This is a genomic window from Amphritea sp. 1_MG-2023, from assembly GCF_030547545.1.
GTDB lineage: Bacteria > Pseudomonadota > Gammaproteobacteria > Pseudomonadales > Balneatricaceae > Amphritea.
In genome coordinates this window covers 1-24,626 of sequence record NZ_JAUOQE010000032.1, presented here as the reverse complement: position 1 = coordinate 24,626, position 24,626 = coordinate 1, and the positions used below count along the sequence as shown (strand labels likewise).

General features: G+C 49.3%; 23 protein-coding genes and 1 tRNA gene. 10 read left to right on the top strand and 14 right to left on the bottom strand.

Annotated elements, in window-relative coordinates:
* Window positions 1-68: 68 nt before the first annotated feature.
* The gene (locus Q4488_RS15170) at window positions 69-1,328 is read right to left on the bottom strand and encodes a M48 family metallopeptidase (RefSeq protein ID WP_303581326.1); all 1,260 of its coding nucleotides are present in this window, start codon (window positions 1,326-1,328) and stop codon (window positions 69-71) included.
* 186 nt (window positions 1,329-1,514) lie between these two features.
* Here Q4488_RS15170 and coaD point away from each other — a divergent pair, with 186 nt between their 5' ends.
* Both coaD and Q4488_RS15160 read left to right on the top strand, forming a co-directional pair.
* Complete coding sequence (gene coaD / locus Q4488_RS15165; protein ID WP_303581325.1) at window positions 1,515-1,994, top strand: pantetheine-phosphate adenylyltransferase; 480 nt, start codon at window positions 1,515-1,517, stop codon at window positions 1,992-1,994.
* Between the two features lie 35 nt (window positions 1,995-2,029).
* Window positions 2,030-2,275 (top strand): YfhL family 4Fe-4S dicluster ferredoxin, encoded by a 246-nt coding sequence (locus Q4488_RS15160; protein ID WP_303581324.1) that lies wholly within the window; start codon window positions 2,030-2,032, stop codon window positions 2,273-2,275.
* 106 nt (window positions 2,276-2,381) lie between these two features.
* Here the strand turns inward: Q4488_RS15160 and Q4488_RS15155 are convergent, their stop codons facing one another.
* The 4 genes from Q4488_RS15155 to Q4488_RS15140 all read right to left on the bottom strand — a co-directional run bounded on the left by Q4488_RS15155 (window position 2,382) and on the right by Q4488_RS15140 (window position 6,999).
* Complete coding sequence (locus Q4488_RS15155) at window positions 2,382-2,894, bottom strand: DUF501 domain-containing protein (RefSeq protein ID WP_303581323.1); 513 nt, start codon at window positions 2,892-2,894, stop codon at window positions 2,382-2,384.
* Between the two features lie 35 nt (window positions 2,895-2,929).
* Window positions 2,930-3,898 carry a succinylglutamate desuccinylase/aspartoacylase family protein gene (locus Q4488_RS15150; protein WP_303581322.1) on the bottom strand — a complete coding sequence of 323 codons (969 nt, stop codon included), beginning with the start codon at window positions 3,896-3,898 and terminating at the stop codon, window positions 2,930-2,932.
* Window positions 3,899-3,991: 93 nt separating this feature from the next.
* Window positions 3,992-6,073: an ATP-dependent DNA helicase RecG gene (gene recG / locus Q4488_RS15145; RefSeq protein ID WP_303581321.1), complete on the bottom strand. Its 2,082-nt coding sequence runs from the start codon at window positions 6,071-6,073 to the stop codon at window positions 3,992-3,994.
* Window positions 6,074-6,087: 14 nt separating this feature from the next.
* Window positions 6,088-6,999, bottom strand: coding sequence for a hydrogen peroxide-inducible genes activator (locus Q4488_RS15140; RefSeq protein ID WP_303581320.1), 912 nt, complete (start codon window positions 6,997-6,999; stop codon window positions 6,088-6,090).
* Window positions 7,000-7,049: 50 nt separating this feature from the next.
* Here Q4488_RS15140 and Q4488_RS15135 point away from each other — a divergent pair, with 50 nt between their 5' ends.
* Entirely contained in the window at window positions 7,050-7,922 is an 873-nt protein-coding gene (locus Q4488_RS15135) for an SDR family oxidoreductase (protein WP_303581319.1), read from the top strand.
* A 3-nt stretch (window positions 7,923-7,925) separates the two neighbouring features.
* Here Q4488_RS15135 and Q4488_RS15130 read toward each other — a convergent pair whose 3' ends face one another.
* The 6 genes from Q4488_RS15130 to hemB form a co-directional block, all read right to left on the bottom strand.
* Window positions 7,926-8,675 (bottom strand): ABC transporter permease, encoded by a 750-nt coding sequence (locus tag Q4488_RS15130; protein ID WP_303581318.1) that lies wholly within the window; start codon window positions 8,673-8,675, stop codon window positions 7,926-7,928.
* On the bottom strand, window positions 8,672-9,364 hold the full coding sequence (locus Q4488_RS15125) for an ABC transporter permease (protein ID WP_303581317.1): 693 nt from the start codon (window positions 9,362-9,364) through the stop codon (window positions 8,672-8,674). The genes Q4488_RS15130 and Q4488_RS15125 overlap by 4 nt, the downstream gene beginning before the upstream one ends.
* A 64-nt stretch (window positions 9,365-9,428) precedes the next feature.
* On the bottom strand, window positions 9,429-10,187 hold the full coding sequence (locus Q4488_RS15120) for an ABC transporter substrate-binding protein (RefSeq protein ID WP_303581351.1): 759 nt from the start codon (window positions 10,185-10,187) through the stop codon (window positions 9,429-9,431).
* Between the two features lie 42 nt (window positions 10,188-10,229).
* Window positions 10,230-11,003 carry an ABC transporter ATP-binding protein gene (locus Q4488_RS15115; protein WP_303581316.1) on the bottom strand — a complete coding sequence of 258 codons (774 nt, stop codon included), beginning with the start codon at window positions 11,001-11,003 and terminating at the stop codon, window positions 10,230-10,232.
* 286 nt (window positions 11,004-11,289) lie between these two features.
* Window positions 11,290-13,518: a polyphosphate kinase 1 gene (ppk1, locus tag Q4488_RS15110; RefSeq protein WP_303581315.1), complete on the bottom strand. Its 2,229-nt coding sequence runs from the start codon at window positions 13,516-13,518 to the stop codon at window positions 11,290-11,292.
* A 48-nt stretch (window positions 13,519-13,566) separates the two neighbouring features.
* Window positions 13,567-14,577 (bottom strand): porphobilinogen synthase, encoded by a 1,011-nt coding sequence (gene hemB, locus Q4488_RS15105; RefSeq protein WP_303581314.1) that lies wholly within the window; start codon window positions 14,575-14,577, stop codon window positions 13,567-13,569.
* Window positions 14,578-14,859: 282 nt separating this feature from the next.
* Between hemB and elbB the strand changes: the two genes are divergently transcribed.
* From elbB to Q4488_RS15090, 3 genes are all read left to right on the top strand, one after another.
* Window positions 14,860-15,513, top strand: a complete 654-nt coding sequence (gene elbB, locus Q4488_RS15100; RefSeq protein WP_303581313.1) for an isoprenoid biosynthesis glyoxalase ElbB — start codon at window positions 14,860-14,862, stop codon at window positions 15,511-15,513.
* 502 nt (window positions 15,514-16,015) lie between these two features.
* A complete protein-coding gene (locus Q4488_RS15095) occupies window positions 16,016-17,212 on the top strand; it encodes a diguanylate cyclase (RefSeq protein ID WP_303581312.1) in 1,197 nt (398 codons plus the stop codon).
* Between the two features lie 435 nt (window positions 17,213-17,647).
* Window positions 17,648-18,412, top strand: coding sequence for an EAL domain-containing protein (locus Q4488_RS15090; protein WP_303581311.1), 765 nt, complete (start codon window positions 17,648-17,650; stop codon window positions 18,410-18,412).
* 83 nt (window positions 18,413-18,495) lie between these two features.
* Here Q4488_RS15090 and hisF read toward each other — a convergent pair whose 3' ends face one another.
* From hisF to hisB, 3 genes are read right to left on the bottom strand one after another with little or no spacing between them, the layout of a single operon-like run.
* Window positions 18,496-19,269, bottom strand: a complete 774-nt coding sequence (hisF, locus tag Q4488_RS15085) for an imidazole glycerol phosphate synthase subunit HisF (RefSeq protein ID WP_303581310.1) — start codon at window positions 19,267-19,269, stop codon at window positions 18,496-18,498.
* Between the two features lie 41 nt (window positions 19,270-19,310).
* Window positions 19,311-19,958, bottom strand: coding sequence for an imidazole glycerol phosphate synthase subunit HisH (hisH, locus tag Q4488_RS15080; protein WP_303581309.1), 648 nt, complete (start codon window positions 19,956-19,958; stop codon window positions 19,311-19,313).
* Window positions 19,959-20,552 (bottom strand): imidazoleglycerol-phosphate dehydratase HisB, encoded by a 594-nt coding sequence (gene hisB / locus Q4488_RS15075; protein WP_303581308.1) that lies wholly within the window; start codon window positions 20,550-20,552, stop codon window positions 19,959-19,961.
* Between the two features lie 272 nt (window positions 20,553-20,824).
* On the opposite strand from hisB, the gene Q4488_RS15070 reads away from it, so the two are divergent.
* The 4 genes from Q4488_RS15070 (at window position 20,825) to Q4488_RS15055 (ending at window position 24,517) form a co-directional block, all read left to right on the top strand.
* Window positions 20,825-22,954: an AsmA family protein gene (locus Q4488_RS15070; protein ID WP_303581307.1), complete on the top strand. Its 2,130-nt coding sequence runs from the start codon at window positions 20,825-20,827 to the stop codon at window positions 22,952-22,954.
* The gene (mutY, locus tag Q4488_RS15065; RefSeq protein ID WP_303581306.1) at window positions 22,954-24,006 is read left to right on the top strand and encodes an A/G-specific adenine glycosylase; all 1,053 of its coding nucleotides are present in this window, start codon (window positions 22,954-22,956) and stop codon (window positions 24,004-24,006) included. Before Q4488_RS15070 ends, mutY begins: the two co-directional genes overlap by 1 nt.
* Window positions 24,007-24,051: 45 nt before the next feature.
* Window positions 24,052-24,324, top strand: a complete 273-nt coding sequence (locus Q4488_RS15060; RefSeq protein ID WP_303581305.1) for an oxidative damage protection protein — start codon at window positions 24,052-24,054, stop codon at window positions 24,322-24,324.
* A 117-nt stretch (window positions 24,325-24,441) separates the two neighbouring features.
* A tRNA-Phe gene (locus tag Q4488_RS15055) sits at window positions 24,442-24,517 on the top strand.
* Window positions 24,518-24,626 lie beyond the last annotated feature (109 nt).

Sequence of the window (24,626 nt, the reverse complement as noted above, 5' to 3'; positions counted from 1 at the left end):
GCTCGATGGCGGCGCTGAGCAACAACGCGTCAATCGCACACGTTGGACGTTCGAGCAACGCTTTCGCCCTAATATGGCAAGGCATCATCGACGTAATAGCGCGCCTTCATCTTCTCAAGCTGCGCTAACGTCACGCCATCATTGGTTTTAAAGGTCAGACTAAAGCGTTGACCGGGACGCACGATACCCGACTGATGAGCAACATACCGATGCACCTTGCCTCCACTGTCCTCTGCAATAAACCCCATCACCACGCCTTTGAGTGATCGATTACCGGCATAGCGCCAGCGAGTGCTCCAGCTAGTCGTGCTGACGCGCCGCTGTTGTTCAAGCTGCATATAGGTTTCGACGGCTTTCACAAACTGAGCATATTGTGCCTGACGTCCCGCTTCCTGCTTTGCTTGTTGATGATCAACATAGGCGCCTAGGGCGGTGGATAAGATAGCCGATACGCCACCACCTTCACCGGCGGTAGCTTGATCTCGATTATCACGTTTCTGCCATAGACTATTATTATCGCGCAAGGTCGCGGCACTCGGATTGATGCGACCCGATTGATAATACTGCTTAACCTGATTCGCCAGCGCCTTGGTTTCGGCGGCACGTTCGGCATTCACGGGATGATCATGGGCAAATAAACTACGGGCATTACCCTGTTGCTGATATTGTCGCTGCCAAATACCCGTGGCCGCATAAGGATCATAACCCGCCAAGGCACTGTATAACACACCGATACGATCTGCTTCCCGTTCTAACGCATGGGTATACGCCGCTTGATAGCCCTGTTTTCGTGCGGCACTCGATGTCAGTAAGCTAATCTGCTGAGAGGTCTGACGCTCGCCAATATGATTCGCTACGGTATGCGCAATTTCATGACCAATCACCGCCGCCACCTCATCATTATTTAATTGCTGCATCAACCCCCGATGAACAACGATATAAGTACCGCCGGTGGTAAAAGCATTAAATGAATCCCGATCCAGCAATATTGGCTGCCAACGTTCTTGACTGAGATGACTAATCTGATGCACCCGATCAAAGATTTGAATTAAACGCTGATATTCGCGTCGATCAAGCGCCGCATCCGTTTTACGGCCCGCTTTTCGCTCAGCCGCTAACATCTGTTGAATCGCGGCATTGCCCTGCTTGATCTGCGCCGTACGATCCGCAGCACTCAGTGTTCGCTGCCCCGTCACGCGATCAGTTTCGGTGATTGATTCGGCAACGTCATACAAACCTTTATCAATATTCTGTAATGTTTGACAGCCGCTCAGCAGCACAACACTAAAAACAAGAAGAAATGGAGTAAAACATCGCATCGCCGTCATCTGATCACCTTTTAATCATTCGCGCTAACATGTATATTCCTTATTGTGATTAAAATAATTCTTCTTATAACCACTAAAGATCAATACATTCCATTATTGTATTTGTGATAGCCTTGCAATTCAGCTAATATCGCGCCTTTGCGGATTTGCTAATATTCATTCAAGCACAGTAGACGTGAACTCATAATGAACATTGCAGTATACCCGGGTACATTTGACCCTATAACAAATGGACACGCCGACCTAGTCGAACGGGCATCGAAGCTGTTTGATAAGGTGATTGTAGCCATTGCCTCTAGCCCTAATAAAGAACCTTTATTGCGGCTGGAAGAGCGGGTTCGCCTGGTGAAAACGGTAACATCACACCTAGACAATGTTGAAGTAATTGGCTTTGATTGTTTATTGGTAGAACTGGTACGCAAGCATAATGCCAATATTATTTTGCGTGGCCTTCGTGCGGTTTCCGATTTCGAGTATGAGTTTCAGCTCGCCAATATGAACCGTAAGCTAGCGCCGAAGACAGAAAGTATCTTTCTGACGCCGGCAGAGCACTTATCTTTTATTTCATCCACCCTAATACGCGAGATCGCGAGCTTGGGCGGTGATGTAGAACAGTTTGTGCACCCTTCAGTCAATACAGTGCTGAAAGATCATTTCGGACACTAATATTTAAGTAATTACGAGTCAGTGAGGTAGCCACAATGTCATTAATTATCACAGATGAATGCATTAACTGTGACGTATGTGAGCCGGAATGTCCCAATGAGGCGATTGCTCCCGGTGATGAAATATACGAAATCGATCCAAACAAATGTACTGAGTGTGTTGGTCACTATGACACCCCTCAGTGTGTTGAAGTTTGCCCAGTGGATTGCATTCCTAAAGATCCGGATCACGTTGAGAGCGAAGAACAGCTGATGGAGAAATACCACAAGCTGACCGGTTAATCGATGTCACTAACCGCGGATTAAACATTAACAGACGCTTGGCGTCTGTCAAAAAGCAGGCAAACGCCTGCTTTTTTACGCCTGCGATTATCCCACCGCCATCGTTTTACATAGACAATACAAGCTTATTGAGCTCATAACGTTGCTCAATGAGGGCACCAATCGCCGTACCACCAACTGCTAGGTGGTAGGCATACTGCATGTGCAAACAGCGTACTTTATCCCAGTGACGAATGCCGCCAATGCCATAACTGTCGAATAGGTCAGTAAAGCCAAGCTCGGCAATACGTTGACGGTCACTATCCGTCATCATCTGCCAGCGTAGCTCAACATAGCGTTGCTGATCCCTCAAATGCGCCTCGCGTAACTCTGTATCGGTTTCGATTTGCTGCTCGATACGCTTCACCTCGCCCGCCGTTTCGATCTCGGCAATCGCCTGATACAGATCTTTAGAACTTAGCCAATAGAGCGTCGGGAAAGGCTGATCATCCACCAGTGAGCGCATCTGCAGCACGCCAGGCACCCCCTGAGGGCTCTGCCAGGCAATATCAACCAATCCACGGGGTTCACGCCCCAACTGCCGTTCAATGATTTCAAGTTGCTGCTCAGAAGCGGCCATAAGGATTCCTGTTCAGTGTCATACAAAGTTGCATCTTATAAACGTTCCGCCAGTGTCACCACCTCTTCACCGATAACCGGCACTCGGGCGGGCATAATCAAAGTGCAGTTATCAAAGGGGGCGGCGATCAATGTTTGATCATCTAGCGCAATTAATTCGCCTTTATTATATTGCTCAAAGCCTGTCACCGGCGCGACAAAACGAAACTGTTCTGTCGCTGCATGCAGCACTCGATCAATACGATAATGGCCGGCCTGATGATCGGCGGCATAACCCCACGCGGGGATCTCCACCGCATTGTCTAACATGCCGTGCTGTGCAATAAAGCGCAGCGCCACTGCTAACGCCTGCTGCGAGGTTGACTCAGCAAAGTGCTGACCACACTCCGCCACGATCGATACCCCCTGCTCGGCATGTCGTTGATGCTCGGAAATCATAATACCATCATGATAGTTACCCACATCATACAGCAGGTGCGGGAACGGAAACTGTAACCGATCGGCAAAAGCACGATTCGTCGAGGTCTGTGGATAAATTAGCATCGGTGCCACGGCAAAGGTCGTCGAATGTAGATCCAACACACTATCAGCGTTCTCGATATAGGGTAGCAATTCAACGGCTCGCTGTGTTTCACGCGTATCGGGGTGATATAACCGTTCGGATAACCAGATACGATTCATATCCTCATCGAGACAACGGCTAGCGAACGGCCGTTGCGGATCGAAGGTTTGATAAGCCTCAACATTGGCGAAGATTAGCGTTAACGCCCCCTTTGTCGGCCGAAACTGATGCTCCAACAGCCATAACAGCGCGTTGGCACCGCAGATCTCGTTGCCGTGGGTTAGTGCTTGAATCACCAGTTCTGGCCCATCACGGCCCGAATCTAACCGATGTACGTAATCAATACCGCTATTACCTTGACGCCAGTCACTCAAATCACGCGGTAACAGTTCAATAGGCGCATCAGAGGCTGCAATGGAAAAGCGACACGGAGGTACAGTCATAGATCTCTCATCATGGGTCGATAAAGACACTGGGAATTAACATTGGATAGCGCCACATCGGTCAACGCCGCTAACCGTTGACTGACAAAGCCATTAGACACTGGCATAGCGTTCATCGCGACCTAACCAACGCTGAATAATGGCATCACTCAACTGCGGATCCGACATCACTTGTCCCGCCACCTGCTTCACTCGGGTTAATAGATCAGCATCCCGCTGTAAGTCCGCCACCTTAAATGACATCATGCCGGTTTGCCGCGTGCCTAGCACTTCGCCTGGCCCGCGCAGTTGTAAATCTTTTTCCGCAATCCGAAAACCATCAGTGGTTTCGCGCATCACCGCTAAGCGTTCACGTCCCTGTTGCGATAGGGGCGCATGATACATCAACAGACAAAAACTCTCGACCGAGCCTCGTCCCACACGACCCCGTAACTGATGTAACTGAGCCAGCCCAAGGCGTTCAGGATTTTCGATAATCATTACCGAGGCATTCGGCACATCTACGCCCACCTCTATAACGGTGGTCGCTACTAATAGATCGAGTTCGGCGGCTTTATAGCGTGCCATAATGGCGGTTTTCTCCGTCGGTTTCATGCGCCCATGAATTAAACCGACCCGTAATTCAGGTAACGCTTCTCGTAGCTCGGCTTCGGTTACTTCCGCCGCCTGACACTGCAGCGCTTCAGACTCCTCTATCAACGTGCACACCCAGTAAACTTGACGTCCCTGACCGCAGGCCTGACGCACTCGTTCAACCACTTCAGAACGACGCTGATCGGAAATGACCACCGTATTCACCGGCGTTCGTCCTGGAGGCAATTCATCAATCACGGAACAATCCAGATCGGCATAGGCACTCATGGTTAACGTTCGCGGTATCGGGGTCGCGGTCATAATCAACTGATGAGGAGCCCGATGATCGGTGCGGCCCTTTTCTCGCAAGGCTAAGCGCTGATGCACACCAAAACGGTGTTGCTCATCCACCACCACCAACCCAAGATTGGCAAAGTGAACCTCATCTTGAAATAACGCGTGGGTGCCGACGACGACCTGTGCCGAGCCATCACTGATCACCTCTAGCTGGGCCTGACGTTTTTTACCTTTCAGCTTGCCCGCCAACCACGCTACTTTCAGCCCTAACGGCTCGAGCCAATGAGTAAAACTAATAAAGTGCTGCTCGGCTAAAATCTCGGTGGGCGCCATCACCGCCGCCTGAAAGCCTCCTTCAACCGCCTGCAATGCCGCCAGCGCAGCCACCACGGTTTTACCCGAACCCACATCTCCCTGCACCAACCGTAGCATCGGATAGGGCTGACACAGATCAGCGCTAATCTCTTGACTGACTCGCTGTTGCGCACCGGTTAATGGAAAGGGTAATTGCTGCAGAAAAGCCGTTTGATATTGATGACTGTTTGCTAGCTCTGGGGCGCCTAACTGTCGAGTTCGCTGACGTAACTTAATCAGAGAGAGGTGATGCGCCAACAACTCTTCGAAGGCGAGTCGCCGTTGAGCCGGATGATAGCCATCGAGTAACTGCGCTTGATCGGCATCCACCGGTGGCCGGTGAAGATAACTCACCGCCTCATTCAAACAGGGGAGCCGCCACTGCTGTCGCAAGTGCTCGGGAATTAATTCTGTCAATGAACCTTTGGCTAAATAGGCCAACGCACCATCCGTTAAGCCTCGAAAACGAGCCTGATTAATACCTTCGGTAGTCGGATAGATCGGCGTCAAACTTTCCTCTACCGGAGTAACCACGCTCTCATCTAGGCGGCGATATTCTGGATGGTAGATCTCCAAACCGCTGGCTCCCGTACGAATTTCACCAAAGCAACGGATGCGGGTGCCCACTTTTAAGCTATTTTTTTGCGCCGCCGAGAAGTGAAAAAAACGCAACGTAATGGTGCCGCTGCCATCCTGTAATCGACACACCAGACTGCGCCGCCGTCCCATGACAATATCCGCGCCTTTCACTTCACCTTCGATCACGCCCTCATCCCCTGGACGTAGACCGCCAATGGGCATAATACGGGTGCGATCCTGATAGCGCAGCGGTAGATGAAACAGCAGATCCTGTAACGTATGGATATCTAACTTAGCTAACTTCTCTTGCAATGCCGCCCCGACACCTTTCAGTTCCGTGACCGGCAATTGTGCGAGGCTATGTCGGTTCATATCAGCCGTTTATATCAATGTTTATGTTCTGCGACCGCACAGTTGTTGAGTGCTTCAATCAACAAATCGATCGCCTGCGGCCGCGGAAAACTAGCGCGCCAAGCAATACCCACAGTACGTACCGGTGGCGGTGCTTTGAAGGGTTTGGTCACGACCATATCCGATTGATAGTAGCCACCGGTAGCCGACTTCGGAATCACACTCGCCCCGAGCCCTGAGGCGACCATCATGCGGATGGTTTCCAGCGAGCTACCCTCGGTGATGGTATGCTTATCAGAGCCGTGAGAGAGCGTTGGACAAGCCTCCAAGATCTGATCGCGAAAACAGTGTCCTTCACCCAGCAAGAGGAGATCTTGATCTTGCTCATGCAGCGTCTGACTATCGATCTGATCTTTACTCGCCAAGGCATGATCCTTAGGCAGTAACATCATAAACGGTTCGTCATACAGCGGCCGCGTGAGAATATCGGCCTCATCAAACGGTAACGCAACGATAATGGCATCCAACTCACCATTGCGAATTTTAGGACGCAAATTTTCGGTGAAATTTTCTTCGATATAGAGCGGCATTTTCGGTGCTCGCTTTTGTAACTCGGGCACCAACTGCGGAAACAGATAAGGCCCGATGGTATAGATCGCGCCGACGCGCAACGGGCTAGCCAGCTGATCCTTACCCTCTTGCGCCATATCTTTAATCGATTCCGCTTGTTCCAGCACGGTCTGTGCCTGACGCACCACTTTTTGTCCTACCGGCGTCACCCGAACCGCATGCTTACTCCGTTCAAATAATGCGGTACCCAACTCATCCTCCAGCTTTTTAACGGCAATACTCAGCGTCGGCTGACTGACGAAGCAGCGTTCAGCAGCACGACCGAAATGCTGTTCTTGGGCTAGAGTAACGATGTAACGTAACTCGGTAAGAGTCATAGGCGGCTTTCCTTTGTTATGATACTCACTCAACCTGATACAGGATAAGTATGGTGAAGCATAAATTAAACAGGGATCAGATTCTAATCGCTGGTTGCGGCGATATCGGCAGTCAACTGGGACTCAACCTAGTAGCCCAAGGGCATTCAGTAGTTGGCCTGCGTCGTAATATATCTCAGCTACCGCAAGGCATCCAAGGCATTACCGCTGATTTAAGTCAGCCTGACACGCTGTCAGCCTTACCACAAGCAATTGACAGCGTATTTTATATCGTCTCAGCCGGTCGCCGAGATGAGACTGTCTATCAACAGGCCTACCCTCAAGGCCTGCAGAATCTACTCAACGCATTACATCAGCAAGCCATTCAACCTCGGCAACTGTTTTTTATCTCTAGTACCGCAGTCTATCATCAACAGCATGATGAATGGGTAGATGAAAATAGCGTCACCGAACCGGACAATTTTTCTGGCCGCATTATGCTCGCCGCTGAAAAGATCGCCTTAGACAGCGATATCCCCGCCACCGTCGTCCGTTTTAGTGGCATCTACGGGCCGGGACGAAATTATATGCTGGGACAGGTTAATCGCGGCATCGGTTATCCGAGTACTCCGCCACGTTATAGCAACCGAGTGCACCGCGACGATTGCGTCGGTGCCTTGGCATATCTATATCATCTCTCACAGCAACAGCCATTGTTAACATGCTATCTGGTCAGCGATGATACCCCCGCCCCCTTAGATGAAGTCAGCGACTGGCTAGCACAGCAATTGGGGGTTGAGATAACGGAGCGATCAGCACGGCGCACCATCGGTAGCAAACGCTGCCGCAATACACGCATCAAACAATCAGGTTATCAGTTCAAGTATCCAGACTATCAAGCCGGATACCCTGAACTGATCAAAACCTTTAAACGGCAGCGGTGATGACTACTGATCGATATGAGGGTCGCGTAACTGCGCATCCAACCCTTTGGGCGTATCGGTATGATGATAATACTGATAGCGGTTAAAGCGATATTCCATAAAACGGAACAACCCAATAATCAGCGCACTAATCGCCAGATACACCAACCCGGCGGCCAAAAACATCTCCAGTGGCGTATAGGTGCGAGCAATGATGGTGCGTGCCATGCCGGTCAGATCCAACAGGGTAATGGTACTGGCTAACGCACTCCCTTTGAGCATTAGAATCACCTCGTTACCGTAAGCGGGTAAGGCAATACCAAACGCGCGCGGCAGAATAATACGCCTCACCTGCACCGGCTTACTCATCCCCATCGCTTCCGCCGCTTCAATTTCACCGACAGGTATCGCCTGAATCGCACTGCGAAACAGTTCGGCACTATAAGCCGCCGTGTTCAGACTAAACGCGATAATGGCACACCAATAAGGCTGTTTAAGGATTGGCCAAAGGATCGATTCACGCACAAACTCAAACTGCGACGCGCCATAGTAAACCAGAAAGATCTGTACCAGCAGCGGCGTACCACGAAAGAAATAAATATAAGTAAAAGGCAAAGCCTTGAGCCAAAACTGTGAGGAAGCGCGCATCAGAGACAGGGGTATCGCTAGGGCAATACCGATCAGACCCGAGATCAACACTAACTCCAGCGTCAGCCAAGCACCTTCCATTAAGCGGGGAAGGTATTGCCAGATCACACTCCATTCCCAGGTCATCCTCGACTCTCCCGCGCAGCTGGATTAGCCACCCATTCCATCAGCATGGTAAACCCGGTCGTGGCCGCTGTTAGCAATAGATAAATACAGGCCGCCACCATAAAAAAGGTAAACGGCTCTTTGGTGGCACTGATGGCAACCTGCGATTGACGCATAATATCGTTCAACCCCACAACCGATACCAGCGCGGTATCTTTCAATAGCACCTGAAATAGATTGCCGAGGCCAGGAATCGCTAAACGCCACACCTGCGGTAGGATAATACGGAAAAAGGTTCGCCGCGGACTCATACCACAGGCAAGACCCGACTCCCACTGCCCCGCGGGGATCTCCATCATCGCCATCCGGAACACCTCGGTCGCATAGGCACCAAAGGCGATCGACAATGCCGCCACGCCCGCGATAAACGGTCCGATCTCGATATACTCATCGTAGCCAAAGCCACTGGCGATCCACATCAATAACTGCGAGCCACCAAAATAGATCGTTAACACTAACAGCAGTTCAGGCAAACCTCGCACCAACGTGGTATAACCCGTCGCCAACCACCGTGCGACACGATTGTTCGACAGTTTTGCCGCAGCGCCTGTCAAACCAAACACCAATCCCACCACTAAGCTCGCTAGAGCCAGCTGAATGGTGATCCAGGTACCGGAGATTAGGAGATGACCAAAGCCTTGCAGGTCCATGAAATACCCTAAAAAATGGGCCGAGCAGCGCCGGCCTCAGTGATAAAAATGGTTATAGACACCATTAATAGATGGAGAATGGGAAGTACTTTTCATTGATTTTAGCGTAAGTGCCATCAGCAACAATCGCTTTAATCGCCGCGCTAAACTTGTCTTTCAATGCATCGCCTTTACGCACAGCTATCCCGATTTCGTCATTAATATCGATATCATCACCCTGGAAATGAAAGCCATTGCCTTCGTCTGAACGCAACCAATCATAGGCTGGAAATTTATCCGATAGCAAGGCATCCAAACGGCCCGAGGCTAAATCAAGATAAGCATTGTCCTGAGTATCATAGAGTTTGACATCCACCACGTCGCCCAGATTATCTTCTAGATACTGACCCGCAATCGTGGCCCGTTGCGCCCCCACGGTCTTGCCTTGCAAACCCACTTTAGTGACCTCAATAGAACTACCTTCAGGGGTCACAAACGCCAACACATTGGAATAATACTTGTCGGAAAAATCGACTACCCGCAGGCGCTCTTCAGTAATCGACATCGAGGCAATAATGGCATCATATTTACGCGCGCGTAGACCCGGGATAATCCCATCCCAGTCCTGTGCCACAATATCACAATCAGCTTGCATCTGAGCACACAGAGCTTGCGCAATCTCAACATCAAAACCGATCAGTTCGCCATTCGAATCCACCATATTGAAAGGTGAATAAGCGCCCTCAGTTGCGATCCGAATTTTATCCTCAGCGGTTGCCGCTTGTGCTGCCATCAGGCTACCGGCAACAAGCGCAACGGTGGCAAACAATTTACGAATAGTCATCATCGATTTCCCTTAAAATAGTATGTCTTATTGATTGAAAACCTAGCGATGGCTGGCCATAAAGGCCTGCACTCGTGTCGATTTTGGATTATTAAATACTTGATCTGGAGGCCCTATCTCTTCGATTTGACCTTCATGCAAAAACACCACCTGACTCGATACATCTTTCGCAAAACGCATCTCATGAGTCACGATGAGCATCGTCCGCCCCTCTTCAGCCAGTTCTTTCATCACAGCCAATACTTCATTGACTAGCTCAGGATCGAGCGCGGAAGTCGGCTCATCAAAGAGCAATACCTGAGGGTCCATCGCGAGTGTTCGCGCAATGGCCACTCGCTGTTTTTGTCCGCCGGAAAGATTATCGGGATAGGCATTGCGCTTATCCGCGAGGCCGACTTTTTCGAGCAACTGCTCAGCCCGCGCGATAGCCTCAGCTTTCGGCTGCTTTAACACCTGAACCGGCGCTTCAATAATATTTTCTAGAATGGTTTTATGCGGCCAGAGATTAAAATTCTGAAACACGAAGCCGATACGAGAACGCATCTTTTCCAGCTGTTTGCGGTTAACGGCCATTAAATTGCCATCTTTTCCCGGCTTCAGTTGCAGCTTTTCATTACCCACGGTGATGTCACCCTGACTAGGATGCTCAAGCAGGTTAATACAACGCAGTAATGTACTTTTACCGGAGCCACTGGAACCCAAGATGGAGATAACATCGCCATCATAAGCAGTTAATGAGACACCCTTGAGGACGGCAAGGTCACCGTAGGACTTATGAATATCGTTCAGCAGCAGGGCTGTTGGGGCATTCGCCATGATCAGGCTTCCATCTGGTAGTCATTATTCCGCTGATAACGGCTAAATAACGTGAAGGATAGCGCTTATGTCGTCAAGCACAGTAACGCGTCAGCTGGCAGGATCATCTGCGGCTATCCGAAAGTTTCTTATCAGAAACTTCTATAATCTGACAATTTTCCACAAAATGCCCTCGGAAGCAAACAAAAATAGACTTGCGAGCCTCAGACACGCAGTAAAACCACGCCGAAACGCAAAAGTGGCCCCGCGAGGCCACTTTAAACTAAACATGAAATTAACAGCAATATCAGCTGCTAAACTGGCTCAGCAGCGCCTCTTGAGCACTGATGGGCTCTTCACCTTCTTCAGGCCTATTAAGGGTATAACTACCGTCTGAGTTTAAGTTCCAACTACGGCTGTTATCGGCCAGATAGAGATCCAGATCACTCTTAACCCGTTCGGCCAACTTACCGGTTAACGGGAAACCCGTCTCGACACGGTTAAGCATATTACGCTCCATCCAATCCGCACTGGAACACAACACATCTGGTTTACCTTTATTGGCAAAATAATAAACCCGAGTATGTTCCAGAAAGCGACCGATAATAGAGCGTACCGAGATATTGTCTGAAATCCCGACAATACCCGGTCGCAGACGGCAAATACCGCGCACAATCAGTTCAATCTTGACGCCTCGCTGAGACGCTTGATAGAGCGCCCGAATCAGTTGCGGTTCGGTCAGACCATTAATTTTGACAATAATATGACCCTGCTTGCCATGTTTGGCTTCCCGCTCAATCATTTCCAGCATCCGAGCATGCAGTGTAAACGGCGCATTATGTAGCTTTTTCAAGCGTTGAATTTTGCCCATACCGGTCAGTTGATGGAAGATCTTATGCACATCTTCACCCACATCCGCATCGCTCGTCATATAGCTATAGTCGGTATACAATCGTGCAGTGCCGGAATGATAATTACCGGTGCCGAGATGCGCATAGCGCACCAGCTTGCCATCCTCACGTCGAACCACCAGCATCATTTTGGCGTGGGTTTTAAAATCGACAACGCCATACACCACCAACGCACCCGCTTCTTGTAATCGACCCGCCAATTGCAGGTTAGATTCTTCATCAAAACGCGCTCGCAGCTCGATCACTACCGTGACCTCTTTACCACTACGCGCCGCATCCACCAGCGCATCGACAATATCGGAATTTACCCCGGTACGATAAAGCGTCTGTTTAATCGCCAGCACTTTCGGGTCTTTGGCCGCCTGCCGCAGTAGATCAACAACCGGCGAAAATGATTGAAATGGATGATGTAATAACTGATCTTTATGTCGCAGTACATCAAAAATATTTTTCTGCTTATAGCGTCCAGACATTCCCGGTGTAAAGGGCTTCCAACACAGCTGTCGGCAATCCACCAAATCGCGTAACGCCATCATTCGAGTCAGGTTGACCGGGCCATCGACTCGATAGGTATGCGCTTCATCCAAATTGAATTCACGTAACAGGAACCGAATCAGCCCTTCAGGGGTACGCTGATCCACCTCTAGACGAACGGCCGCACCATATTTGCGGGAATGCAACTCACCGAGCAAGGTTCGCGCTAAATCTTCAACCTCTTCTGAATCAAAGGTTAAGTCGGCATTACGGGTGATACGGAACTGAAAACACCCTTCAACCTTCATGCCAGGGAACAGTTCATCGGCAAATTCATGAATAACAGAAGAAAGGAAGATCAGATTCTCACCCCCCTCACAAAGCTCATCCGGTAGACGAATCAGCCGCGGCAGCGAACGCGGAGCAGGAATAATCGCTAAACCACTTTCCCGCCCAAAGGCATCTTTACCATCCAACTCAACAATAAAGTTAAGGCTTTTATTCACCAAACGAGGAAAGGGATGTGACGGATCTAAACCGATCGGACTAACCACGGGCTGAACTTTCTCTTCGAAGAAAATACGGATCCACTCTTTCTGAGCATCCGTCCAATCTCGACGACGTTGAAAATGAATATTTTCTTTTTCCAACTGCGGAAAGATCGTTTCATTAAGAATCTTATATTGCCGCTCTACCTGTGCTCCGCAGATTTCGCCGATGCGATTCATCACTACCTGAGGGTGAAGCGCATCGGGACCGACCGATTCACGACCGTATTTCAGCTGCGCCATCAGCTCGGCCACACGAATTTCAAAGAACTCGTCCAGATTACTCGAGAAGATCAGCAGAAACATCAATCGTTCCATCAACGGATGCGTCTCATCCAAGGCCTGTTCTAGCACCCGGATATTAAACTGCAGATGACTCAGTTCACGGTTGATGTAAAGCTCAGGGGCCTTCAGATCGAGCGGTGGCTCTTCAACCGGCTCAGTAATGGCAATAGCCTCACGACTTTCGACCAGCGCAATAGACGCTTCATGAGCCGCAATATCTCCCTGATAGTCATCATCCGCGGCAGCTGCTAGCACCGTGTCCGACGCTAGCGGCTCTGCGGCTTGTTCCCTCGCCTGTTCTTTTATCTGCTCGGTCATATCCATCCCCTTCAGCTATTCTTCTATTTATTCCGCCATAATGGCATATCACTCATTTAACAATAGCGCAGCTCGCTTAGCAAAGTAGGTCAAAATGCCATCACAGCCGGCACGCTTAATACAAACCAGCGATTCCATCATCACACTTCGTTCATCCAACCAACCATTCTGAAAAGCGGCCATATGCATCGCATATTCACCACTCACCTGATACACAAACGTGGGCACTTTTAATTCATCTTTAACCCGTCGAACAATATCCAAGTACGGCATGCCAGGCTTAACCATCACCATATCCGCCCCTTCAGCCAGATCCAAGGCGACTTCATGTAACGCCTCATCACTGTTAGCGGGATCCATCTGATAATTAAACTTATTACTCTTACCCAGATTAGCAGATGATCCCACAGCATCACGGAAAGGTCCGTAGTAAGCGCTAGCATACTTGGCAGAATACGCCATGATTCGCGTATTCACATGGGTATTCATCTCTAACTCTTCACGAATACTACCGATACGACCATCCATCATATCGCTCGGTGCAATGATATCGGCACCGGCCTCGGCGTGAGACAGCGCCTGACGCACCAAGGTATCGACCGTGCGATCATTTAAAACATAGCCATGAGTATCAATAATGCCATCCTGCCCGTGAGTGGTGAATGGATCCAACGCCACATCCGTCATCACGCCCAGCTCAGGACAAGCCTCTTTTAGCGCCTTCACCGCGCGCTGTGCCAATCCATCTGGGTTATAAGCTTCTTCCGCCAGTTCTGATTTGACGCTCAGCGGCGTGACAGGGAAAAGGGCAACCGCAGGCACCCCCAAAGACACTAATTCACGCGCTTCCTTAACCAGCAGATCGATACTCATCCGCTCGATACCCGGCATAGACGGGATGGCTTCGCGTTGATTAGTGCCCTCAATAACAAACACGGGATAGATCAGATCATCAGGCGTGACCACATTTTCGCGCATCAGACGACGGGAAAAATCATCGGCACGCATACGACGCATACGGGTTTCAGGGAAAAAACGCTGACTATTAGTAAATGACACAGAAAACTCCTTTTAGAAGCGGGGTATTTGACCGGAAAACAATGACATTATTATGACAGATGCCTCTTGATGACGCCTATAGATAAAGCATTATACTTAGTGACCTAGATTATAAATGGCTGAAATAATGAATGATAAACACTCTCAGCCCTATCGTTATGATACTTGACGGCCAATCTACGTATTTCAAGCCCCACGAAACATCGAGGGGAATCGCTGATCCAATCGCTATGCGGTAAGATTCAGCCGCTTTCAATCTTCACCTTAAAGGGAGTACCCATAATGAAAAAAGTAGCCGTGATATTGTCAGGATGCGGGGTCTATGATGGTTCCGAAATCTATGAATCCGTTTTAACCTTGCTCGCGATTGAACAGGGTGGCGCCAGCTACCAATGCATGGCCCCTAATATTGAGCAGATGCATGTCATCAACCATCGTAACGGTGAAGAAATGACCGGCGAGCAGCGTAATGTGCTGACCGAAGCCGCACGCCTTGCCCGTGGAGACATTATCGATTTAGCTGACGCCAATCCTGCTGATTATGATGCGTTGATTATCCCTGGCGGTTTTGGCGCGGCCAAAAATTTGAGCGATTTCGCCGTGGCCGGTGCCGCAGCGAAGGTCAATCCCGATCTCCTTCGCTTCACTCAGGCGATTCACCTCAGTGGCAAACCCGTAGGACTCATCTGCATCGCACCAGCCATGACGCCATTACTGTTTGGTAAAGGGGCCGTCTGTACCATTGGTAACGATCCAGACATCGCTACCGCGATCGAAACAATGGGAGGACAACATCAACCCTGCGAGGTTGACGACTTCATTTACGATACCAAGCTCAAGATTGTCAGCACCCCCGCTTATATGCTCGCAGGTAATATCAGCGAAGCCGCCAGCGGCATTAATAAACTAGTCAATAAGGTGCTGCTACTTTCCTAGTCGCTGTGATTATTGGCAGCCTTAACGAAAACGCTGAGATAGTGAGTCGCATGATGTTGTCCGTCAGTCGAGTCGTTCCGTCAGTATGCTGATGACGCGTAAAATAGATGAATGACTCACTATCACACCGTATTGGGTGGATCATCGTCCTCTTATCTACCGCCCTAACCGTCACGCTGCTAGGCAGTTATCTAATCAATCACTACGAACCGTTAGTAACATTTTATTGCGGCCAGTAATATAGAGGCGCGCCAATGGATAAACGCACGCAATCAGCATCACTCACGCCACACGTATTAACGCGCCGCATCGATTACTCAACGACTCACAAAGCATCCCTGTAACCCCTATTTCATGCATAGCGACCTCCTTACACATCAATAATCGGGTTAAATTTTGACTTATATCAGCTCTCATATAATTATCTTAAAGAAGCCGTGCTTCCTGACGAAACACCTATATCGTTACCATTGATCGCTGATCAAAACCGGAAATAGACAGGATGAACTACTTAACCGCTATGTATATCTCATTACGTGAGTCGCTGGGTATTTATACCTCTGATCAGCTCTTCGAGTTGTTCACGAATAAACAGCATAGTATGCCGATCTCCCGCCATCGGGCTGCTATCATTCAGAGCCGCGTGTTCTTCTTCTGCGCCATTTTTGCCGTATTGGTGCCAACGTGGTCGGTCATCGATCTTCTATTTCTGCCCAACAGCCTGTGGCGCGATCTGTTATTCATCCGCGCGCTGTCGGCAGCCGCATTTGCATTACTCGCTTGGCAGGCTCGTCAAGAGCCGAGCCTTAAGCGGGCGCGATTACTGTTGGCCGGTATGCTGTGTATCACGCCACTATTCTATCTCGTATCAGATCACTGGCTTCAGGCTTATGATCTTACAGGTACCGAACAGATCATCGCCGAACTCTATGCCCTACTGCCCTTCGTGATGATTGCCGGTCTAACACTCTTTCCGCTAACACTCACAGAACTGTTACTATTAGCCGCGCCGCTACTAACCGTTGTGATCATCGCATCGATACCGCAAACCAATAGTGATATCCCTCAAACGGTGGCAACGATTTGGCTATTCTCTTTAATACTCGGTGTCGCGATCTTTGCATCGCTGAATCAGTTACGTTATATGCTCTCACAGGTCAATCGTGCCAGCTATGATGTCTTAACCGGCTTACTAACACGCCGAGCGGGGATCGAAATGCTGGACCTGCAGTTTCGTCTATCATCCATGAGCGGCACGCCGCTATCGATTCTTTACCTAGACCTCGATCATTTTAAAATGGTGAATGATATTTTTGGCCATGATGCCGGTGATAAAGTACTAAAAGCCGCCGCACAGCAACTCAATTCAGCGGTACGTAAAGGCGATAGCGTGATTCGCTGGGGTGGTGAAGAGTTTATCGTGGTTCTGCCAACGGCCACTCCCGCAGAAGCCAACGAAGTGATCTCTCGAATCATGCAGGCAGGGCTTGGCTTACGCCCCGATGGCACAGCGACAACGGCCAGTATTGGTGTCACTGAAATACAAGCCGATAAGATGAATAACTGGAAAGACACGGTTGAATTGGCAGATCACCGCATGTATACCGCCAAAACACAGGGACGCGCTCGTAGCCTCGGTGCTAACCATACCGAACTACTGTGGCCGAACGTTGATCAAGCATCACCATCAGAAGAGTAGACAAGAGGCCAGAGCCGAAGTTGCCGCTATAAATTCACGCTTAGCTTACGACGCTTCGGCTCATCGCGCATGAATCAATCATCGCCTGCACATGACGGCTATGCCCGCCAAACAGGCTGAGACTTGTGTATCAGCGTTTATTCTCAGCGGATGTGATAAAGTCGCTGATTTAAATCATTTTATTTAAGTACTTTGCTCAAGCTATTTCTCCGCTTGAAACAGGCCGACAGTCTACTTCGATGCCATCGCATTTAGATCACGCTGCAACTATCTTGCGTCAATGTTTAAGGTTCACTTCGTGGCTCATTCTGGTATCTTTATATCGATATCGGCCTCGATACTGAAAGTTTATTTATACCGGTTGTGCCAAGCGTTTTAACACTGATGATCCTAACAACGTCGATAATTTCTTATTGCTACTAGAGAGTATTTTACATGCCACAACAGCAGGATTTTCGCCACTTAGGGTGCATAGAATGTGCTTCCGGATGCGATTTGGGCTTCGACTTTACCATGGCGTTTCAGCCTATTATCAACACACAAACACGCACAGTTTTTGCGCAAGAAGCACTAGCTCGTGGCTTGAATAACGAAAGCGCTTTTCATGTTTTTCAACAGGTTAATGAAACAAATCGTTATCGATTTGATCAAAGCTGCCGAGTAAAAGCCATAAAACTGGCGGCTAAATTAAATATTCAAAAAGACAGCTTTCTGAGCATTAATTTTCTACCTAATGCGGTATACAAGCCCGAACTCTGCATCCGCACCACATTGAATGCAGCCGAAGAGTTCCATTTCCCCAAAGAAAAAATCATCTTTGAATTTACAGAAAATGAAGCGATTACCGATAGCGGTCATTTAGAATCGATCATTAGCCATTATCAGCAACAAGGTTTTTTGACGGCCACCGATGACTTCGGCTCTGGCTTTAACGGCCTTAATCAACTGGCCGATTTGAAAACCGACATCACCAAAATCGATATGCAATTGATTCGACATATCGATCGAGATCAAAAACGACAAATAATTGTGCGTAACTTAGTCAATTTATTCAACCAACTGAATATGATGGTGGTTGCTGAAGGGGTCGAAACACGAGCGGAATTTCATGTTCTCAGAGACATGGGCATACATCTATATCAAGGCTATTATTTTGCCAAACCGAGCTTTGAATCACTCGCCGACATTCGTTGGGAATAAACGCTTCAGCCTTTTGTCTCAACGCAAAGCATAAAAAAGCGCCACTAGTGGCGCTTTTTTATCAACACATCAGCAGCCTCGACTCACAGCCGCACTTCGATACCTCGTTCCTGCATATACTGCTTCGCTTCAGGAATACTGTATTCATTGAAATGGAAAATGGAGGCAGCCAGCACCGCATCCGCCTTACCTTCGATACAACCGGCCACGAGGTGATCAAGATTACCCACACCACCGGACGCAATCACTGGCACATTGACCGCATCGCTGATCGCTCGCGTCACACCCAGATCATAACCATTCTTCACGCCATCCTGATCCATTGAGGTCAGCAGAATCTCGCCGGCCCCTAACTGTACCATTTTTTTCGCCCACTCAACCGCATCTAAACCGGTAGGTTTACGGCCGCCGTGAGTGAAGATCTCCCAGCGATCGGTGTCACCCGGTTGCGAGACTTTTTTGGCATCAATCGCCACCACAATACACTGTGAGCCAAAACGATCAGCCGCTTCACGTACAAAGTCAGGGTTAAACACCGCCGCACTGTTGATCGATACTTTATCCGCACCGGCATTGAGCATGGTGCGAATATCGTCAACGGTACGAATCCCTCCGCCCACCGTTAACGGAATAAATACCTGCGAGGCCATCCGTTCAACCGTATGTACCATGGTATCTCGCCCCTCATGAGTGGCGGTAATATCCAGAAAAGTGATCTCATCAGCGCCCTGCTCATCGTAACGCTTCGCGACTTCAACCGGATCACCGGCATCGCGGATATCGACAAACTGAACCCCTTTTACAACGCGACCGTTTTCTACATCCAGACAGGGAATAATGCGTTTTGCCAATGCCATGATTTTTACCTATAAGAACTCATCTACAACGATACAGCAGATTAACCTTTGCCATCCCAATTGAGGAAATTTTTCAGCAATTGTAAACCTACCGTATGACTTTTTTCAGGGTGAAACTGTGTCGCAAACACATTATCTCGGGCAATCGCGACATCGATATCAACACCGTAATGACAGTTCGCCGCCACTCGTGATTTATCCACCGCATCAACGTAATAGCTATGCACAAAGTAGAACCGGCTCGCATCGTCAATGCCATGCCATAACGGATGATCGAAGCGCTGATGCACCTCATTCCAGCCCATGTGTGGCACTTTAAGGCGTTCACCATCGGCTTCTTTTAGATCATCGCCAAAGAATCTAACCGTGCCATCAAAATGCCCCAGACAATCAACCCCGCCATTCTCTTCAGAACGCTGCATCAATGCCTGATAACCAACACAGATACCTAAAAAGGGTTTACCAGAAGCGATTGCCTCCGCCACTTCTTTATCCACCCCTAAGCGACGAATTTCAGCCATACAGTCGCGAATAGCACCCACCCCCGGTAGCAAGACCCGATCAGCATTACGCACTTTTTCGGGATCTGCGGTAACCAACACATCCACGCTGGGCATCACATGCTCCAACGCTTTAGCAACCGAATGTAGATTGCCCATACCGTAATCGATAACTGCCACACTGCTCATTTACAACGACCCTTTTGTCGATGGCATCTGATTAGCCGCCCGCTGATCGATAGTCAACGCACCGCGCACCGCTCGGCCAAACGCTTTAAAAATCGTTTCGGCCTGATGATGGGCATTAAAGCCCTTCAAGTTATCGATATGCAAAGTCACACCCGCATGATTAACGAACCCTTGAAAGAACTCCCAAAACAGCTGAGTATCAAATCGACCAATGCTGGCGCGAGTAAAATCAACATTCATATCCAGCCCTGGACGGCCAGAGAAATCGATGACGACACGCGACAACGCTTCATCCAGCGGACAATACGCATGGCCATAGCGCAAAATGCCTTTTTTATCGCCCACCGCCTGAGCAAATGCTTGGCCGAGGGTAATACCGATATCTTCTACCGTATGGTGATCATCAATATGATTATCGCCCTTGGCAACAATATCCAGATCAATCAAGCCGTGACGAGCAATCTGATCAAGCATGTGCTCAAGAAAAGGGACGCCAGTGTCAGCCTTAAGCTTACCGCTGCCATCCAAATTTACCGACACTGTAATCTGGGTTTCCAGGGTATTACGAGTGACGGTGGCTTGCCGTTCAGCCATGATCTTCTCCGCGATGGGTTAACAGTACAGTTTGTATAAACATTCATAAAAATAAGCCACCATTATACAACCAATAACACCTTAATGCGTAGCACTCGAAGCATTCACCCCGTAAAAAGCGTACAGCCTCTGAGCGTTTTCATTTACGGTTAATCTAGGGTCTGTAAAATCGTTCTGCTACTATGCGATGAATACCATTGGTAACCATCCAGTTGTTAAAAAGTGTGCCGCAATGGATATCGTTGACTGAATACATGATCCAAGGAGAAGACATGAAAACGCTGTTAAAAATTTTTGCTGGCCTAATCGCACTACTACTCATCGTAGTGGTAGCCGGCGGCATCTTGCTAGGAATGTTCTTTGATCCAAATGAGTATAAACCAGAGATCAAGCAACTGGCGCTTGAAAAAGGCGGCATTCAGCTAGAGATCGATGGTGATCTCGGCTGGTCCGTTTTCCCTTGGCTCGGCATCGAAATTAATCAAATCAAGGTTAACTACCCCGGCCAACCGCAGCTGGCTGAACTGAATCAAGCTCAGGTTTCGGTTGAACTGCCCGCACTGCTGTCCGGCAATGTGAAAATGAGCAGTATTTTGCTGGATGGCCTGACGCTAAATCTCGAACAAAGCAAACAGGGTAACAACTGGGCAGTCGCTGGCGCAGCACAACCATCCCCCGAAAGTACCCCAGAGACTGCCGCCGAAGCCAGTGGCGGCGCCGCCATTGCACTGGATATCGAAAGCATCGCGATCACCAACGGTAATATCAGTTACAACGATACGACTACCGGCAGCAAAGTGCTGCTGAAGAACTTCTCCATGACCTCGGGCAAAGTCACCACCGGCACTTACTTCCCAGCTGAGCTCAGCTTTCAAGCAGAACAATATCAAGCAGATAAGAAACAGCTGACCGTCGATGCGGCCCTAAGCGCTGAATTTTTCCTCGATCTAGCCAAGCAGCAATACAACATCAAGGGGCTAGCAAGCACCTTCGGTCTCAGCGGCGTTGCCTTCAACGACAAAACCGTACAGGTAAAACTAAACAGCGATATCGAAGCTAACTTAGCCAACCAAACCGCCACACTGAAAGACATGAGTCTGAGTGCCGCCAACGTGGTTGCCAAGGGTGATGTCTCAGTCACTAATTTCAGCAAGCCCGTTATCAGCGGTAATCTCAATGTTGCCCAATTTAGCCTGCAAGCGTTACTAGCAGCACTGGGCCAACCGGCAATCGAAACCTCCGATCCTGAGGTGCTCAAAGCGATCAGTTTCAACGCTCAACTCGGCGGTGCTGCTAATACCCTCGGGCTGAACAAAATGAGCCTTAAATTGGATGATACCCGCTTTAATGGTAGCTTTGCGATGAATCTGGCCACCGGATCAATCGCCTTCAATATGAAAGGTGATGAACTCAATGCCGACCGTTACCTGCCGCCTGCATCAGAACAACCCGCGCCAGCCTCATCCAACAGCAAGGCCAAGTCTACAGGCTATTCTAAAGAGCCTGTCATTCCTGTTGAGTTACTCAAAGGGCTGAATATGGATGTTGATCTAGGGTTAACAAAACTGCTGATCAATCAACTGACCCTGACCAACCTCGAACTCGCCACCAGTGCTCACGGCGGCTTAGTAAACATCAGCAAGCTCAACGCGGATATGTACAGCGGTACGCTGCGTAACTCAGTGATTGTCGATGTACGCAAATCCCCGACCAAGCTGACAGTTAATAAAAACATCAGCAATATCCAAATCGGCGACCTACTGATGGATATGGCCGAGGTTGATCGCCTCACCGGCACATTCAACACCCAAGCGAAAATCACCGCACAGGGCGATTCGGTCCACGCTATCGTCAATAGTTTGAACGGTAACGCACACGTCACCATGCCCGATGGCGCGGTCAAAGGGATCGATATTGCTCAGACAATCTGTCAAGGTTTCAACAATATCAGCGCTCTTGGCATCGATGCCGATCAGGTGGATCGTTCGACACCGTTTGCCGACCTTAGCAGCAACTTTAAATTTACGAATGGCGTGATCAGCAACCAAGATCTGATTACCAAACTCGATGCTATTACGCTACGCGGAAAGGGCAGTGTCGATCTGCCTGCTCAAGATTTAGATTACCGCTTAGGCTTAACGATTGAAGAAAATCTATTTAAGAAAACTTGCGCCGTAAACAACAACCTTGAAGGGGTTGAATGGCCCGTCAACTGTAAAGGCAGCTTTGATACGGCCCCCGCCCAACTTTGTCGCCCGGATACCAGCGTGTTAAAAGAGCTATTAAAGCAAAAAGCTAAAAAACAGCTAGAAGGCAAGCTGATGGATAAGCTCGGTGGCGGCGAAGAAGGTAGCAAAACAGAAAGCGCCAAGAAATTACTCAAAGGGTTATTTGGTAACTAATGACAAATGATCAATTTTCGACAGCCGTGCTGGCTTGGTTCGATCAGCACGGCCGTCATGACCTACCTTGGCAGGCGGATAAAAGCGCCTACTTCACCTGGCTGTCTGAGATCATGTTACAACAGACTCAGGTCAGCACGGTGATTCCCTATTTCGAACGCTTTCGCCAACAGTTTCCCCGAGTGGAAGATCTCGCCGCCGCCGATCAAGACGAAGTGCTGCATCTATGGACAGGTCTTGGCTACTACGCTCGCGCCCGCAACCTTCATAAAACAGCTAAAATAGTGAGTCATGATTTTGGCGGTCAGTTTCCTCAAACGGTCGATGCTTTGGAACAACTTCCCGGCATTGGTCGCTCGACGGCTGGAGCGATTCTATCGATCTCTACCGGCAAGCGAGCCGCGATTCTCGATGGCAACGTCAAACGAGTACTGGCCCGCTACTACGCCATTGAAGGCTGGCCCGGTACCACCGAAAACATGAAGCAACTGTGGCAATTTGCCGAACACAACACCCCCCACCAACGAGTCGCCGATTACACCCAAGCGATGATGGATATGGGCGCGACTCTTTGCACCCGCAGCAAACCAGCCTGCCTTCTCTGCCCACTGGTAACAGGCTGTCAGGCCCATCAACAGGGCCGCGAGAACCAGCTTCCTATCTCAAAGCCGAAGAAAGCCATTCCGGTTAAACAGACCATGATGCTATTGATTCAGGATGAACAAGGTCAGATACTGCTACGCCAACGCCCCCCTAGCGGCATCTGGGGCGGTCTATGGAGCCTTCCCGAAACATCCGATCTACGTGATGCCGAACAGGAAACCGGCCTGCCTATCGATGCTGACAGCGCCTCTGCCCTGTCGCCTGTGCGACACACCTTCAGCCACTTCCATCTCGATATCACCCCAGTGCACATTGAGCTGCGGGATAAAGACCTTACAAACAGTGTCATGGAACAGCCCGCCACTCTCTGGTATAACTTACGCCAGCCACAGAAGATCGGTCTGGCCGCCCCAGTCAAAAAGCTACTGGGTAAACTAAAAACGAGCTGAATACCGGTCTCAAAGCAAACGATCAGACTAACCTTGGAGAACACCATGACCCGCACCGTAATGTGCCGTAAATACAAAGAGGAACTGGAAGGACTGGATAAGCCCCCTTATCCGGGTGCCAAGGGCCAGTTGATCTTCGACACCATATCGAAAAAAGCCTGGACCGAGTGGACCAACCACCAGACCATGCTGATCAACGAAAAACACCTCAGTCTAATGGACCCATCCACCCGTGAATTCCTGCAGCAAGAGATGCAGAAATTTATGGACGGCGACGACTACGAAAAAGCAGAAGGCTACGTTCCACCCTCGAAATGAGCACGACATCAGTACATAAAATAGACAAAGCGATATAAATAGCAAAAATAACCGATTTAATGCCGCAATGTGATTGACAGCGCAGCCTGAAATCAGTTTAATACGCACCTCTTGTTTGCCCGGATAGCTCAGTCGGTAGAGCAGAGGATTGAAAATCCTCGTGTCCTTGGTTCGATTCCGAGTCCGGGCACCATTTATTTAGTTGAAAAAGCCTCACTTCATAGCGGGGCTTTTTTGCGTCTGGATTATCGCAGCTCGGAACACGAACCTAGTTCGATTATTCGTCGCTACGCTCCTCCCCC